Here is a 14,460-nt window from a genome sequence, read left to right as displayed (position 1 = left end):
TTCATATCTTCAGGCATAAAGAGTTTTAGTAATTTTAATCAGCGAAATGTCCACAATTTCAAACAAGAAGTACGAAGCGGTTATCGGGCTTGAAGTGCATGCCCAGCTCTTAACAAAAAGTAAAGCATTTGCAGCGGTTTCTGCAGAGTACGGTTCAGCTCCCAACACGCAGGTTACACCACTTTGCCTGGGACATCCCGGCACACTGCCTGTACTCAATGAAAATCTGGTACGATATATCATCAAAATGGGATTGGCTACGGAGTGCAAGGTAGCTAAAAAGTCCATTTTTGCCAGGAAAAATTACTTCTACCCCGATCTGCCTAAAGGTTATCAGATTTCTCAGTATGATACTCCGATCTGCTATGACGGTGGAATAGAAATTGAATTGGAAGAGTACAGCAAAAAAATTGGCATTACCCGAATACACATGGAGGAGGATGCCGGTAAATCCATTCATGATCAGGATCCGTACCATACCCTGGTTGATCTGAACCGGGCCGGTACACCATTGATTGAAATTGTATCAGAGCCGGATATTCGAACTCCGCAGGAGGCTTATGCCTACCTGACAAAGATTAAACAGATTGTTCAATATCTTGAGATTTGTGACGGTAACATGGAGGAGGGCAGTTTGCGATGTGATGCAAACGTGTCGATTCGTCCAAGAGGGCAAGAGGAGTTTGGCACCCGTACAGAGCTTAAGAACATGAACTCTTTTCGGAATGTAGAGCGAGCCATTGCGTACGAAATTGAACGTCAAATTGAACTTGTGGAATCCGGTGGAGAAGTCGTGCAGCAAACCCTGTTATGGGATGCGAACAAGCTGGAAACACGTAAAATGAGGAGCAAGGAAGAGGCTCACGACTACCGCTACTTTCCGGAACCTGATCTGCCGCCGGTTATTGTCACTGATGAGCTGTTAGATGATATCAAAAAGGATCTGCCGGAACTTCCAAGTGTTAGATTCAAAAGATTTATGGATGAGCTCGGCCTCTCCAATGATGTAGCATACACACTAACCGAAACCCGGCAGTTGGCAGACTACTACGAGAAGACTCTTCAGTATCTGAACGATCCAAAGGCGGTGGCGAATGTTGTATTAACAGAAGTTTTGAGAGTCTTGAATGATCAGAGTATTTCAATTCGGGATTTTACAATAACTGAATCCAGACTGGCTGAGCTGGTTCAACTAAAACAGGACGACAAGGTTAATTCATCAGCAATGCAGGAGATTTTTAATGAAATGCTCAATTCAGATAAATCTGCCGAAGAGCTTGCAAAAGAGATGAATTTGATTCAGGTATCGGACTCCGGGTTTATCGATCCAATTATCGATGAAGTGATTGAAAATAATCCCGATGAGGTTCAGCGTTATAAAGATGGCAAAAAGGCACTGATTGGCTTTTTTATCGGGCAGGTAATGAAACAATCTAAGGGTAAAGCAAATCCAAAACAGGTTAGGGAAAGAGTTTCAGAAAAACTTGAAGCATAAATGCTTAGGTGATCACATCTATAATTATTCAATTTATTAAAACAGCATAAATGAAATTTAAGGCAGTTAGTTTACTACTATTTGCGATTACATTGATGATCGGGTGCTCAGGCTCTGATTCCGATCTGAATGAAGCTTTTATTAGCGGACGAATCACGGTTGATGAAAATGTGGATTCGTCGGGCGACTATAGCGATATCGAACTGATCGTATCGTTTCAAAGATCCGGTGAACAAGTAAGAGATACGTTATTCTACGCCCAAACGGATGAAGAAGGTTATTTTTCCGGTAAAGCTACATTTGAACGCAGAGATCTGTACCCGGTTGTGGTTAGCCGAAACCAGAATACCTTTGGAATTTTAAATGTCGTTTTTGCGGATGGAGATTCGGTTACAATTAACGCACAACTCCCAAATGTAAACGAAACCGCAGAGATATCTTCTGCCGAAAATGATGTTCTGAGAACGTTCCAGAGAATTGAACGAAATTTCAACCGAGTGGCTCAATACATCAATATAGGTGCCGTTTCCGACGATAGCGTTACCATAGAGCTCCAAAACTGGAGTGACCTCTATTGGCAGATCTATCAAGAGAACCCCGGTACGTTAGCTTCAGAATTAGCGGGTAATATGTCTGTTTCTATTTTGAGCGGCTGGAATGATTCTCTGATGGTGGAAAGAGCCGAAAATTTAATGGGTGCTCAAAATAAACTTCGCACTAACGGTCGTTCCGTCATGATTGATTACTATACGGAAACGGAAGGCCTGGACCGTGCACTTTCGTTTTTGAATCGGGTTGAGAATCTTTCACCGGACCGGAATGATAAGATGACGATTCAAATGGACCGAATTGAGCTTCTTTACGATAGTTCAAGAACTCAGGAGGCATCCGACTATCTGAACCGGTTTAAAGAGTCATTCTCAGATGTGCCTTTGGCCATGGAGTGGGCTGAAAATATCGGGTACGATATTGAATTTTTAGCTCCCGGCTCACCGTTTCCAAACTTTACATTTGAGACCATTTCCGGGGAATTGATTTCGGGAGAAAATCTTAGCGGGTCTCCTTATATCATCGAATTTACCCGCTTCGACAACAGGCTCTATCAGCAACAGTTTGATCGAACCGTTGCGATCTATCAAATTTACAGTAACTTCGGGTTAGACATCATAACCGTGCCGATTGCAACCAGCCCGATTGCAGTTGAAGCTTTCTTTACGGAGCGAGATCTCTATTGGCATTTGGTACAGCCAAACTCTTTTGATACCGAAGAGCTGATTGAACGATTCAACATCAGCAGGGTGCCTACTCGATTCCTGGTCGACACAGACGGAACCATCATCCGCCGATATGTTGGTGATGAATTCCGGGAAGTTGTTCGGGGTTTGCAAAATATTACTTCACAAAATCCATCATAAATATTATGCGTAAAACACTGATTGCCGGAAACTGGAAAATGAACGCCGGACCAACGGAGGCAAAAGTCTTGGCCGATGAAATGGTAGCCAAGTGGGAAGGAAAAGAGTTTTCTCAGGAAGCACTTATCTGCCCGCCATTCGTCTCATTGCCGTTTGTAGTAAAAAGCTTCAGGGACACCTTTTTCAAGGCCGGAGCTCAAAATGTGTATACCGAAAATAACGGAGCCTACACAGGAGAGATCAGCGTTTCGATGCTGAAAGAGTTGACATGTGAGTATGTGATTCTTGGCCACTCCGAACGTCGCGAATATTTCAATGAGACAGATGATTTCATTGCCAAAAAAGTTAGAAAAGTGCTGAATGAAGGAATGAAGCCTATTCTATGCGTTGGAGAAAAATTTGATCAGCGCCAGCAGGGAGACCAGAAAGCCGTTGTTCAGAAACAGCTCTCAAATATTCTGAGCCTCGTCAATGAATCTCATGCAGAAAATTTTGTGGTAGCGTACGAGCCGGTATGGGCTATTGGCACTGGCGAAACAGCTACACCTGAACAGGCGCAGGAGATGCATCAGTTTATTCGATCATTTATTTCAAATAAGTGGAGTGATGAGGCAGCTGATAAAGTCAGAATTTTGTATGGAGGCAGCATGAAACCTGCCAATGCAGAAGAGCTTCTTTCACAAAATGATGTTGATGGTGGGTTAATTGGCGGTGCCAGTCTAAAAGCCGACAGTTTCAGTGAAATTATGTCTATTGCAGAAAAACTTTCCAAAAATTAGATGGATACAAATTACAACGTACTTCTGATTGGCAGCGGCGGGAGAGAACATGCAATTGCATGGAAACTTAAAAAATCTCCCAATCTTGGAACTCTTTATATAGCACCGGGAAATCCCGGAACCGCACAGTGTGGTTTAAACGTAAAGTTGGACACTGGCGATTTTCCTAAAGTTGTCGAATTTTGTAAAGATCACTCTATCGATCTGGTTGTCGTTGGCCCTGAAGTACCGCTTGTGAACGGCATCGTAGACTTTCTGGAAAAGGAGGGGATAGCCGTATTTGGTCCTCAAAAGAAAGCAGCCTTATTGGAGGGAAGCAAGCAGTTTGCCAAGGAGTTTATGGTAAAATATGATGTTCCTACTGCAGATTATGCGGTATTTTCAGCCGATGAATTTGATGATGCACTGACCTTTGTTCAATCAAAAGATTCATATCCCATCGTTTTAAAAGCCGATGGATTGGCTGCCGGCAAAGGAGTATTTATTTGCGACAGTGAAGAAGAGGTTAAAAAGAGACTCAATACACTGAAACATGACTCTAAACTGCAGGATGCGGCCAGTAAACTGGTGATCGAAGAGTTTATGGAAGGTGAAGAGGCGTCTGTTTTTGTTATTTCAGACGGGCATTCATCCCACATTCTTCATAATGCCCAGGATCATAAACGAATTGGAGATGGAGACACAGGCCTTAATACCGGTGGAATGGGCGCTTATTCACCCGCACCGGTTTTAACTGATGATATGCTGGAAAGGGTGAAAGTCGAAATTATTGAACGAACGATCACCGGAATGCAGCTTGAGGAGTCTGCCTACCAGGGGATTCTCTATGTGGGATTAATGATTACCGAAAATGGCCCCAAAGTGGTTGAATATAACTGCCGCTTTGGTGATCCGGAGTGCCAGGTGATTATGCCAACACTTGAGAATGATCTCCTTAATCTGATGATATCAACAACTGAACAGCGTCTGGATGAGTTATCCATTCAGCTTGATGGTGATTATCGATGTTGTGTTGTTTTGGCCAGCGAAGGATATCCGGGTGCTTATGAAAAAGGTAAAACCATTACCGGTCTGAATGAAGTGGATGATGAGTCTATTGTTTTTCACGCCGGCACAAAACAGGATGGTGATGATGTAATCACAAATGGCGGACGGGTTCTCAACATTGTAGGACGAGGTTCAACGTTAAAACAGGCGATCGACCACGCATATAAAAATGTGAAGAAGATTCATTTCGACGGTTGCTACTACCGCACAGATATCGGTCATAAAGGATTAGATAGAGTGTCATGAAACAGTTACTTCCACTGATTGTCATAATGCTGTGGATGCCGATCGAACTTATCGGGCAACAGGTTTCACAGTCAAATATGAGCATAAAAGTGGAAGTGACGGATGGAATTTGTGTTATGTTTGATGAAATTCATATTTCGGTTGAAACTCCATCAACAGAAAATGACACCACCTATATTGACCCGGCATCGGACTGGGCCGGACTTATATCCATTCAGGCAACTCCTAATAAATATCTCTCTCTTATCTTTCCCGATTATATCCTTCTTTCAAATGAGAATGGAGATAAAGTAAAGATCGGGGAGTTTGAACTCCTTATCGGTGAAGAGAACGACCCATTAACCATGATCCCATTTTCTACTGAAAGCTGTACCGAGCCGTCAGTTTCCGAAAGTGGAAAGCTATTTATTCGGGTAGGTGGAAAAATTTCTGAAAAGATGGAACCGGATACAATCTACGGGGGCACCGTTAAACTCGACAGTTGTTGTTTGTAGTGAGAAATTTCTACTCATGAGTTCAAACATAGAACATAAGATTCTTGATTCTTCCGTCTCTTTTAATTCAAGAGCACTCTCTGTTTTTAATTTTCAGCGTACAAACAATCCAATTTACCGTACATTTTGCGAAGTTTTTGGAATTAAAGAGAACCTTCATTCAGAACAGGATATTTCACACATTCCTCTTATTCCAATCCGTGTTTTTAAAGAGAGAGCAATAAAGAGTTTTCAAGGTGCCCCTGATGTTATTTTCCAAAGCAGCGGTACATCCAATATGGAGAGGAGCGAGCATCATCTGAAGAGTGCTGATCTCTACAGAACCGTAATTGAGAAAGAGTTCTACCGGTATTTTCCCAAGGATAAAACCACAGTTCTATGCTATACACCGGGCTATGCTGAAAATTCTCATTCATCTTTAATCTGGATGCTGAACCATCTCATTGAGCAGGATCCCACAGGTTTAAGTCGTTTTTTACCGTTAGGGAAACCATTAAAAAAGGATCTGTTTCTGGAATTGGACAATGAACACCGAAATGTGATTCTGTTTGGAGCTGCCTTTGGTTTAATGGATTTGATCGATCTTCATTCCGATTCACTGCCGGAGACAGTTCAAATTATCGAGACGGGCGGGATGAAAACACATCGACGAGCCATCACTAAAAGTGAATTGAGAGGTAGTTTGTCAGATGGGTTCAAAATTCCTTTAAAACAAATTCACTCCGAATATGGTATGTGTGAACTGCTCAGCCAGTCATACGCCATTGGAGGAGAGTGGTTTCAACCTCCCGAATGGGTGAAAATTATCATTCGGGATCCGAAAAATCCGGAAAGATCATGCCCGCCCGGAGAAGAAGGTAAAATCGGTATCATCGATTTGGCAAATCTCTATTCATGTTCATTTATTTTGACCGACGACAGAGGCGTGATGAACGAAAACGGGATGTTTAAAGTACTTGGAAGATGGAATGACAATGACCTTAGAGGCTGTAATTTTCTGGTAGAGCAGGAGGTTGAGTGATCGCAGATACAACTCATATCAAAAAGGTTGCTGATGCCGTTCAGAGTTGGCTGCAACCCGATAACAATAGCTTGAAGCAGGCAATTGATCGAACGGTAGATGAGAAATTGTTTAGTTTCCACGACATCAAACATCAAATCCTTCACCTAAAAAATTCGCTTACAGAAGAGAATCTGAAAAAATGGGTTGAACATAGCGGGGCCCCTTTGCCATTCTCTTCGGATAAAACAGTTCTGTGTTTACACGCCGGAAATCTGCCGCTGGTGGGTTTGCAGGATCTGCTTGCTGTTACATTGACGGGATTGAATTACAGGGGAAAACTCTCAAGAAAAGATCCGTGGTTGCTGCCCACACTTATTCAAACACTTGACGAACAAGGTGTGCCGGGTGAAAGGAACTACTCAACAAAATTGCAGGATTTTCGTGATCAACAATCGGATGCCGTTATTTTTGCCGGGTCTGAGGAGAGTGTAACAGAAGTAATCCATTCCCTGCAGAACTATGGTATTGCGGATGAAAATACGCCACGATTGATGCGAACCGCGCACTATTCTATAGCATATATTACCGATCATAGTGAAAGAACAATGAAGGATTTGACAGAGGCTGTTTTTCGTTATGGCGGAACAGGTTGCCGGTCGGTTGGAATTGTAGTTGCTCCATTCAGTTTAAATAGTCAGAAATGCCATTTTACAGATTATGTTGAATCTTTCTGGTTGAAGAACCCACAACACAATAACCCGGAAAATGATCTTTTTTACCGGTATGCAACCAATAAGGCCGTAGGCATAGAACAGGCGTGGCTTGATAACTTTTTAATAGAAGAGACCGATAAACGGCCGGAGGATAGATTTATCCTGCATTGGATCAAGGGAGATGAAAAGACACTGCTGGACATTGTAAACAAATATAGTAATGGGCTTCAATCGGTCTATACAAGTTCCGGTATTTTACCTCAATCACTCTTTGATCGTACTGAGTTTGAAATTGATGAATTGTGGAAGGCGCAAAAACCTGATATATGGTGGAAACCCGACGGAGTGGATACGATTGAATGGCTTTCAAAGCGGTTTAATTCGTTTGGTAAAGCCTCATAATTGTCGGGGGTTTTTCATACTTTAAACATTCAATTCTGAACCTACATAATTAAAATACTTTTCAGGCTTGGCTAGATATAAATCCAGTATCGATCTATTCAGAGAAGCGTTTCGTGAGCTAAAAAGCGGATCGAATATTCGCCCGATTTATTACCTATATGGAGAGGAGGATTTTTTCAAAGATCTTCTGCAGGAGGAGATTGAGAAACTGGTACCGCCGGAGCAGAAGGATTTTAATTTCGATCTAATTTACGGTAATGACTCTACTCCGGCTCAGGTACTTGGAATTGCCAGAAGTTTTCCGATGATGGCAGAACGCCGTGTTGTAATTGTGAAGGATTTTACCAAACTGGGCGACAAGACCGATGATGGAACTCTAAATGATTTTACAGCTTATGTTAAACAACCTAATCCATCCTGTGTACTCTGCCTGATAGATTCAAAATTTCCCGATAAACGAACCGGTCTTGGCAAGGAACTCAATAAGAATAATCTGGTAGCAGAGTATGAGTTCGAAGAAGTGGCAGATTATCAGCTTCCCGACTGGATCTCTGACTGGACAAAAAATATTCACAAGAGAGAGATTCATCCTGCTGCCACCCAGATTCTGGCTCAAATGGTGGGGCCAAATCTAAAGCTACTGTCCACAGAAATAGAAAAAGTGTGCACTTTTGTGGACACCGGTGAGCGTATTGAAAAGGAGCACATAAAAAAAATTTCCGGCTCATATCGCGATTATACGGTCATAGAGCTCAAAGAGGCGGTGATAGAGCGAAATTTAGAAAAAGCTCTTGGCATATCGGAACAGATGTTGCAACAAAAGAACTACAGCGTTGGAGAAGTAATTAAAACGTTGGGGTTCTTTTACATGGTGTTTAGCAATATCTGGCGAATATGTCGGCTGACCGAAAAAGGGTTGAACAAAAATCAGGTTCAATCTGAGCTGGGAATTAAAAACAGTTACATTTTTAATGCCCAGTGGCGGGAGGCTTCACAATTCAGACTGGCAGAAATGCCCCGGATATTCGAAGCCTTGCTCGATGCAGATCGGGCGTCAAAAGGTTTCAGCACTTTAGATACCTCATCGATATTTCTCCTCATGCTTAAGCGTATCATCGGGTAGTACTCATCAGTATTAACCCGGTGTTGCGGTAAACTAGCAACATAAAAGGAGTTAATACTATGAAAAGTGCAAGCGTATACGAACTGAGACAAATGTCGGACGAAGATGTAATGGAGCACCTGCAGGCTGGTGTAATGGAAGCGTTCAACATCATCGTAGATCGATACAAAGACAGACTGCACAATTTCCTTTACCGATACACTCACAATCATGAAGACTGTGAAGACTTGGTACAAGAGACATTTCTTCGAGTTTACCGCAGCCGTCAATCTTACGAGAGAATTGCAAAACTCTCGACCTGGATGTACACCATTGCTCTGAACCTGGCTAAAAGCATGTACAAGAAAAAGCAGCGAATGAGTTTAATTTCTATCCATGCCGATGAGTCTGATCCTGATGATCGGGAAATGCAAATTCAGGATACTGTGATTCTGCAGGATGAAGAGCTTCACCTGAAGTTAAGCGTTCAGGAGCTCGAAAAAGCTCTGCAGCAGTTGAATGATGATTTCAGGGAAGCTGTAATTCTCAGGGATATACAACAGCTTACCTATGAAGAAATTGCTGAAATTACAGACACTGCCATGGGTACTGTAAAGTCCAGAATTAACCGTGGACGCCAGCAACTCCAAGAAATCATTGGCAGTTACGTGAAGCCGGAAACAATTTAGATAAATAGGAGTATGAATTTCTGAACGCTTAACAGAAATTTATACTCCTTTTATGATTTCTAAGTCTGAAGACACCCAAATTACTTCATTTCTTCTCGATTACAGTGAAAATCAACTGAGCAGAGCAGAACTTCAATCTTTCGAATCGCTGATGGATTTGACTCCAGAGCTGAAAAGAGAGGCAATGATTGGAAGAAGAGTTCATCTTGCACTTCAATCGCTGCCGAAAAAAGGTGTTCGTTCGGGTTTTGATCAGCGGATGGCTGCCCGTTTTGCCATGGAGCTTGACCGTGAAACAGCACAACAAAATAGAAGCCGTATTGTGGATCGGGATTTAACAGTAATTTAGATCAGAATTTTGACTGAAGTTCCGTTTTAAGATCCATTAACTCTTTGTGGTCCGGTTCAACTTTTAAGCCCTTCTCTGCATATTCCAAAGACTCTTCAAAAGCACCTGCCTGAAACAGTATCCAGGCGATGTTGTGGTAAGCGTCTGTAAATTCCTTATCTCTCTTCAGAGCCTCTTCATAACATTTAGCCGCTTCAATGTGTTGATTCTGACGCAGGAAGAAATTCCCGAGATTAAAGTGGGAGAGCGCATTTTCAATATCTAACCGCGTAAGGTAGTGGAACAGTTCATGAGCTTCGTCAAATTTTCCCAGCGCTTCATAGCAGTCTGCCAGATTGTTCAAAGATGGGATATGATTCGGTTTAATATCAAGAGCTCTCAGATATAGATCAACAGCCAGATCCGGTTCGTCATTTTCACTGTGAGCGTTTGCTAAATTAAATAGGTAATCTGCACGGTCCGGAACCAGCTCCGCGGCAGTTTGCAAATGGCTGATTGCCTCATCATACTCTCCAAGCAGATAGTATCCTACACCTAAATCGTGATGTAAACCGGCGTTATCCGGCTCTTGGTTGAGCTCTTTTTCTATGATATGAATCTGTTCTCTAACGTCTGCTTCGTTTCTCAAAATTGATAACCTATTTGTAATTCTGCTTTAAATGAGTTGACTGTGCCCGTTGACAAGATAGCCTTTATAGGCCCTACAATAGTCAAGGCACCTAAAGATACTGAAGCTCCAAACTCAATGTCACCATTAGTTAGATCAAAATTGAACTCTTCAGGAAAACGACCGGCTTGAAAATCGATATTCAAAAATCTGTGGTAAAAAGGCTCAAATTGAAAACCTATAGAAGCAGCCTGAATATGCGGGTTAGAAACTTCGTACCGTTCTATTCCTCCAAAGTGTAAATATCCGATATCCTGAATGTATCGGTTTGTGGTGTTCCAGTAATCCCAGGGTATCTCATTTCCATAGGTATAACCGGCATAAAGGGAATTGCGAATACTAAACGAATTGGTTACCTGATAGTATCCCTCCCAGAAAAATCGTCCGGAAGAGAAGTCGATCGGGCTGAAAAATGTGTTGTGGCTGTGGTAGAGATTTGCTACGATTTTTTGACCACTATTCGGGTACGATTTACGATTAAAATAGTCGTAATGGTATTTAAAAAAGAAAGCATGGTAATCGGTCTGTTCTGCGGTTATCTGATCCGGATTAATTTCATTTCTTCTGAAAATAAAATCCTTTCGAATACCAAACGCGAAGAGATGGTTGGTGCTGAAGTAGTTTCCGGCCGATATTTCTCCTCTTAAGGTATGATTTCTGAATTGAGAGACCCGATTCTGATCAACATACCAATCAATATTTTCTCTATGATATTGGATGGAGGTGAGGGCTGCAAAACGCGAACCGAGAGCACCATAGTAGATATAATCTCCGCCAATCAACATTTGATCCCCAAGTCTGGCCTCAAGTCTGTTAATAGAGCCGGCATGAAATACGTCCTGAAAAGACGCTTCAAAAAGGATGGATGCCATGGTCTGTGTTTCATATCTGAGACCAACCCTAAAGTCATTTCGCCGGTTTTCACGAATATTGATATGAAGATTGTAGTAGTACGAAGAGTCCGGTTTAATACGATAGGTTACCTGTTCAATGTATCTTGAACTGTAAAGCTTACTTATCTTTTCATCAATCAGTTCAGGGCTTAAGCGTGCACCGGGTTCAAACTCAAGTTTTCTGGCGATGAAATCGTCATCAAACAGACTATTACCTTCAATGATTAAGTTTTGAATAGGCAGTGGAGTAGGGGGGGATAAATTAGTCCGGGGCTGGTGCGGGCCCGACTGTAAATTGGCAACTTCTTGGAATTTTTCGAGATACTGCTTTCCATACTTCTCGCCAATTTTTATCAATGCTTCAACCTTATCAAAATCGATAACAGAAAATTGATCAGCTTCAGTTATTTCAATGACCAGATCGGCAAGTTTACGTTGCTCTTGTACACGTTCATTGATTCTGTACTGCACGGACTGATTCATAATATCCGTCAAGGTCCTAAGGCTGTCTATTGGTTCTAAGGGGGTTGTAACATCCACTGCAATCGTGAAGTTTGCCCCCATATCAATTGCCTCCTGTACCGGTAAATTTCGAGCCAGGCCTCCATCGATATAATACTCTCCATCAATTTCATGAGGTATAAAAGCTGAAGGAATAGAGATACTGGCTCGAATTGCATCCGGTAAATACCCGGATGTAAAAACTACGGCTTCTCCGGTTTCTATATTTGTACCCACGGCAGCATAGGGAATGGGAAAGTCCATAAAATCTTCGGTACCGTGTGCAACCCAGGCAAGTCTGGATAAATAGGAGTATACATTTTGACCCGTAATCAATCCGGATGGAAGGGAAAGTCCTCTCTCACTAATTGGAACCGACAATATTGTTCTCTCGTCAAATCCTTTCTCGTAATTTGATATATACCGTCGATTTGGATTTTCGGTAAAAAGTTCAATAAAATTACTGGTTCGAGCCAACTCAGAAAGCTGATCTGCGGTGTAGCCAATTGCGTATAGCCCTCCAATGAGACTTCCCATGCTGGTACCGGTAATAAAATCAATCCGTACACCGGCATCTTCCAATGCTTTCAATACACCGATGTGAGCAATTCCTCGTGCACCACCACCACTGAGTACAACACCAACTTTTAATGAATCGGAAGTTTCCGTTATCTTTTTGGCAGAATCAGAAAATAGATTCTGTGCACCGGCAGGAGAATAGCAAAGCAGTAGAATTAGTAAAGATTTGAGAACTGTTTTATAAGTCATACCTGTCAGCCTCATTCAGACTTCAGGCTCAATCAGGAGAAACGATATCGGGCTGAGTTAAGCGCTGAAGGCTTTGGAAATGGCCCTCTCTAAATTTTCTGGTGTTATTGGTTTGGAAATAAACGCTTCATGTGCAGTCTCGGCGGCTCTGTTTTTAGTGATTTCATCAGTATTGCCGGTTATGTAGATGACTTTGACGTCTGATTTTTTACGAATCTCTTTCATCGCATCAATACCGTCCAGTTCATCTCCCAACTTGATGTCCATGATGATTAAATCGACACCTTTGAGTTTTAATGCAGATTCCACAGCTGCAGCTCCCTCAGAAACGGTTGCCAAAACCGTGTGTCCCAGTTTATTGATAAATCTCTCCATGATGACCTGCTGAACGCCATCATCCTCTACAAGCAGTATTTTCTTAGTATCTTTTTCCAAAGCACTACGCATTAAATTCCATTTTCTGAAGCAATGTAAAAAAACTTCACGAAGTTTATTGAATTAATATCTGTTTTTCTAAGGCTAAAACGTAAATCCTTCTTTGGAGAGAATCTTTTTTACTTTTTCGGAATGTGATCCCTGAATAATAATAGACTTTCCCTCAACATGTCCTCCGGCACCACAGCTACTTTTAAGTTTTTTTGCCAGTTTTTCAATGTGCTGCGGGTTGTGTATGATATCCGAAATCACGGTCATTGGATTGCCGGTTTTAGGATTCCTTTTCTCTTTAATGTCTACTTTCAAGATTTACCTCTTTATTTATGTTGAAATGTACTGACAAAGTATGCTCCGGCCCATGCTGAAGGAATGTACAGAGCTACTGTTAATATCCAAAACCAAACGGGGTATTCAACAGATAGAAGGTTGAACACCTCCAACATCATCAACACAAAGCCAACCCAGCCGGCCATCAATATGCTTACAGAGTAGTGTGTAAGTTTGGCGATGGCGCCCCCAGTAAAACTGCCCGTTATATTACTGAAAAGAACACCTGCCAAAAACTGTGGATTGTTAAGAATAAAATCGGTGTAGTTTTGCTGTAGAGTTAAATCCACACCATCGGGTGTTTGATAGAGGGTATAGTTTAAAAACTGCATAATGTGGATCACCATAATGGAGATGATCAACCCCATACCGATAGAGGCTATTTTCCAGATATGTTTTTTAACAGGAATGATTAGTGACAAAACGTGTTTATGACTGTGGATGGTTTTTAAACAAACAATTTAAATGAAATTTTAAATTAGTTACCTTTAAATAAGGTAAGGCTTGAAGATACAGATATCTAAAAAATAAGGAGAAAGATTTGCAGACAGTAAAAATGGACATATTGGGGTTGTCGACGAGTCCAAGCAGCGGGGGAGCTTATGCGCTGATACTCTCGGAAGCAAATGGCAATCGCCGGTTACCAATTATCATCGGAACATTTGAAGCCCAGGCAATTGCCCTTGAACTGGAGAGTATCAAACCTCCACGCCCGATGACCCACGATCTCCTCAAAAGTTTGGTGCAAAGTTTTCATTCCAAGGTAGAAAAAGTGGTGATTAACGATTTAAGTGAAGGCACTTTTTTTGCCCAAATACATTGTGCAGGAAACGAAGATGAAGGACTTGAATTGGATGCCCGTCCCAGTGATGCTATAGCACTGGCTATTCGTTTTGGAGCTCCCATATTTGTGAATACTGAAGTTTTGGATGAAGCCGGAATTGTAACTGAAGAGGAATCTCCGGCAACGGCAACGAAAGGCAAAGGCAAACGTAAAAAAGCCGAAGACCAGGCGGGGCAACCCGAAATGTCGCGAATGGAGAAGCTTGAGCAGGAACTCCAAACAGCTATTGAAACGGAGAACTACGAGAAAGCAGCTAAGCTTCGGGATCAAATTCAAAAATTGAAGGGCTAA

16 protein-coding genes are annotated in these 14,460 nt (G+C 42.0%); 11 read left to right on the top strand and 5 right to left on the bottom strand.

The features are described from left to right. The first annotated feature begins 46 nt into the window (after window positions 1–46). The 10 genes from gatB (at window position 47) to BG260_RS07865 (ending at window position 9,734) form a co-directional block, all read left to right on the top strand. Window positions 47–1,495, top strand: a complete 1,449-nt coding sequence (gene gatB / locus BG260_RS07910) for an Asp-tRNA(Asn)/Glu-tRNA(Gln) amidotransferase subunit GatB (RefSeq protein ID WP_069131419.1) — start codon at window positions 47–49, stop codon at window positions 1,493–1,495. A gap of 50 nt (window positions 1,496–1,545) precedes the next feature. Continuing rightward, complete coding sequence (locus BG260_RS07905) at window positions 1,546–2,910, top strand: TlpA family protein disulfide reductase (protein ID WP_069131417.1); 1,365 nt, start codon at window positions 1,546–1,548, stop codon at window positions 2,908–2,910. Window positions 2,911–2,915: 5 nt separating this feature from the next. Beyond that, window positions 2,916–3,689: a triose-phosphate isomerase gene (gene tpiA / locus BG260_RS07900; RefSeq protein ID WP_069131416.1), complete on the top strand. Its 774-nt coding sequence runs from the start codon at window positions 2,916–2,918 to the stop codon at window positions 3,687–3,689. Beyond that, a complete protein-coding gene (gene purD / locus BG260_RS07895) occupies window positions 3,690–4,982 on the top strand; it encodes a phosphoribosylamine--glycine ligase (RefSeq protein ID WP_069131415.1) in 1,293 nt (430 codons plus the stop codon). Next, complete coding sequence (locus BG260_RS07890; RefSeq protein ID WP_069131414.1) at window positions 4,979–5,476, top strand: hypothetical protein; 498 nt, start codon at window positions 4,979–4,981, stop codon at window positions 5,474–5,476. Before purD ends, BG260_RS07890 begins: the two co-directional genes overlap by 4 nt. A gap of 16 nt (window positions 5,477–5,492) precedes the next feature. After that, entirely contained in the window at window positions 5,493–6,497 is a 1,005-nt protein-coding gene (locus tag BG260_RS07885) for a LuxE/PaaK family acyltransferase (RefSeq protein WP_069131413.1), read from the top strand. Next, the gene (locus BG260_RS07880; RefSeq protein WP_083750171.1) at window positions 6,494–7,594 is read left to right on the top strand and encodes an aldehyde dehydrogenase family protein; all 1,101 of its coding nucleotides are present in this window, start codon (window positions 6,494–6,496) and stop codon (window positions 7,592–7,594) included. Before BG260_RS07885 ends, BG260_RS07880 begins: the two co-directional genes overlap by 4 nt. A gap of 67 nt (window positions 7,595–7,661) precedes the next feature. Further along, window positions 7,662–8,717, top strand: coding sequence for a DNA polymerase III subunit delta (gene holA / locus BG260_RS07875; protein ID WP_069131412.1), 1,056 nt, complete (start codon window positions 7,662–7,664; stop codon window positions 8,715–8,717). Between the two features lie 59 nt (window positions 8,718–8,776). Next, window positions 8,777–9,385 (top strand): sigma-70 family RNA polymerase sigma factor, encoded by a 609-nt coding sequence (locus BG260_RS07870; RefSeq protein ID WP_069131411.1) that lies wholly within the window; start codon window positions 8,777–8,779, stop codon window positions 9,383–9,385. Window positions 9,386–9,437: 52 nt separating this feature from the next. Then, window positions 9,438–9,734 carry a hypothetical protein gene (locus BG260_RS07865; RefSeq protein WP_069131410.1) on the top strand — a complete coding sequence of 99 codons (297 nt, stop codon included), beginning with the start codon at window positions 9,438–9,440 and terminating at the stop codon, window positions 9,732–9,734. 1 nt (window position 9,735) lies between these two features. Here BG260_RS07865 and BG260_RS07860 read toward each other — a convergent pair whose 3' ends face one another. The 5 genes from BG260_RS07860 to BG260_RS07840 form a co-directional block, all read right to left on the bottom strand. After that, window positions 9,736–10,362, bottom strand: a complete 627-nt coding sequence (locus BG260_RS07860; RefSeq protein ID WP_069131409.1) for a tetratricopeptide repeat protein — start codon at window positions 10,360–10,362, stop codon at window positions 9,736–9,738. After that, window positions 10,359–12,563, bottom strand: coding sequence for a patatin-like phospholipase family protein (locus BG260_RS07855; protein ID WP_069131408.1), 2,205 nt, complete (start codon window positions 12,561–12,563; stop codon window positions 10,359–10,361). Before BG260_RS07855 ends, BG260_RS07860 begins: the two co-directional genes overlap by 4 nt. A gap of 57 nt (window positions 12,564–12,620) precedes the next feature. After that, window positions 12,621–12,998, bottom strand: coding sequence for a response regulator (locus BG260_RS07850; protein ID WP_176719457.1), 378 nt, complete (start codon window positions 12,996–12,998; stop codon window positions 12,621–12,623). An 84-nt stretch (window positions 12,999–13,082) separates the two neighbouring features. Continuing rightward, complete coding sequence (locus BG260_RS07845; protein WP_069131406.1) at window positions 13,083–13,304, bottom strand: translation initiation factor; 222 nt, start codon at window positions 13,302–13,304, stop codon at window positions 13,083–13,085. 11 nt (window positions 13,305–13,315) lie between these two features. Beyond that, window positions 13,316–13,747 carry a hypothetical protein gene (locus BG260_RS07840; RefSeq protein WP_141691542.1) on the bottom strand — a complete coding sequence of 144 codons (432 nt, stop codon included), beginning with the start codon at window positions 13,745–13,747 and terminating at the stop codon, window positions 13,316–13,318. 119 nt (window positions 13,748–13,866) lie between these two features. Here BG260_RS07840 and BG260_RS07835 point away from each other — a divergent pair, with 119 nt between their 5' ends. After that, complete coding sequence (locus BG260_RS07835) at window positions 13,867–14,460, top strand: bifunctional nuclease family protein (RefSeq protein ID WP_069131404.1); 594 nt, start codon at window positions 13,867–13,869, stop codon at window positions 14,458–14,460.

Source organism: Rhodohalobacter halophilus, from assembly GCF_001715195.1.
Classification (GTDB): domain Bacteria; phylum Bacteroidota; class Rhodothermia; order Balneolales; family Balneolaceae; genus Rhodohalobacter; species Rhodohalobacter halophilus.
Note: the sequence above shows the minus strand (reverse complement) of the source record. Positions and strands in the feature narration are given on the sequence as shown.

Coding starts and splice junctions, on each gene's coding strand:
- BG260_RS07865 (WP_069131410.1), top strand. CDS start 9,438: ATGATTTCTAAGTCTGAAGACACCCAAATTACTTCATTTCTTCTCGAT.
- tpiA (WP_069131416.1), top strand. CDS start 2,916: ATGCGTAAAACACTGATTGCCGGAAACTGGAAAATGAACGCCGGACCA.
- BG260_RS07885 (WP_069131413.1), top strand. CDS start 5,493: ATGAGTTCAAACATAGAACATAAGATTCTTGATTCTTCCGTCTCTTTT.
- BG260_RS07855 (WP_069131408.1), bottom strand. CDS start 12,563: ATGACTTATAAAACAGTTCTCAAATCTTTACTAATTCTACTGCTTTGC.
- BG260_RS07890 (WP_069131414.1), top strand. CDS start 4,979: ATGAAACAGTTACTTCCACTGATTGTCATAATGCTGTGGATGCCGATC.
- purD (WP_069131415.1), top strand. CDS start 3,690: ATGGATACAAATTACAACGTACTTCTGATTGGCAGCGGCGGGAGAGAA.
- gatB (WP_069131419.1), top strand. CDS start 47: ATGTCCACAATTTCAAACAAGAAGTACGAAGCGGTTATCGGGCTTGAA.
- BG260_RS07870 (WP_069131411.1), top strand. CDS start 8,777: ATGAAAAGTGCAAGCGTATACGAACTGAGACAAATGTCGGACGAAGAT.
- BG260_RS07905 (WP_069131417.1), top strand. CDS start 1,546: ATGAAATTTAAGGCAGTTAGTTTACTACTATTTGCGATTACATTGATG.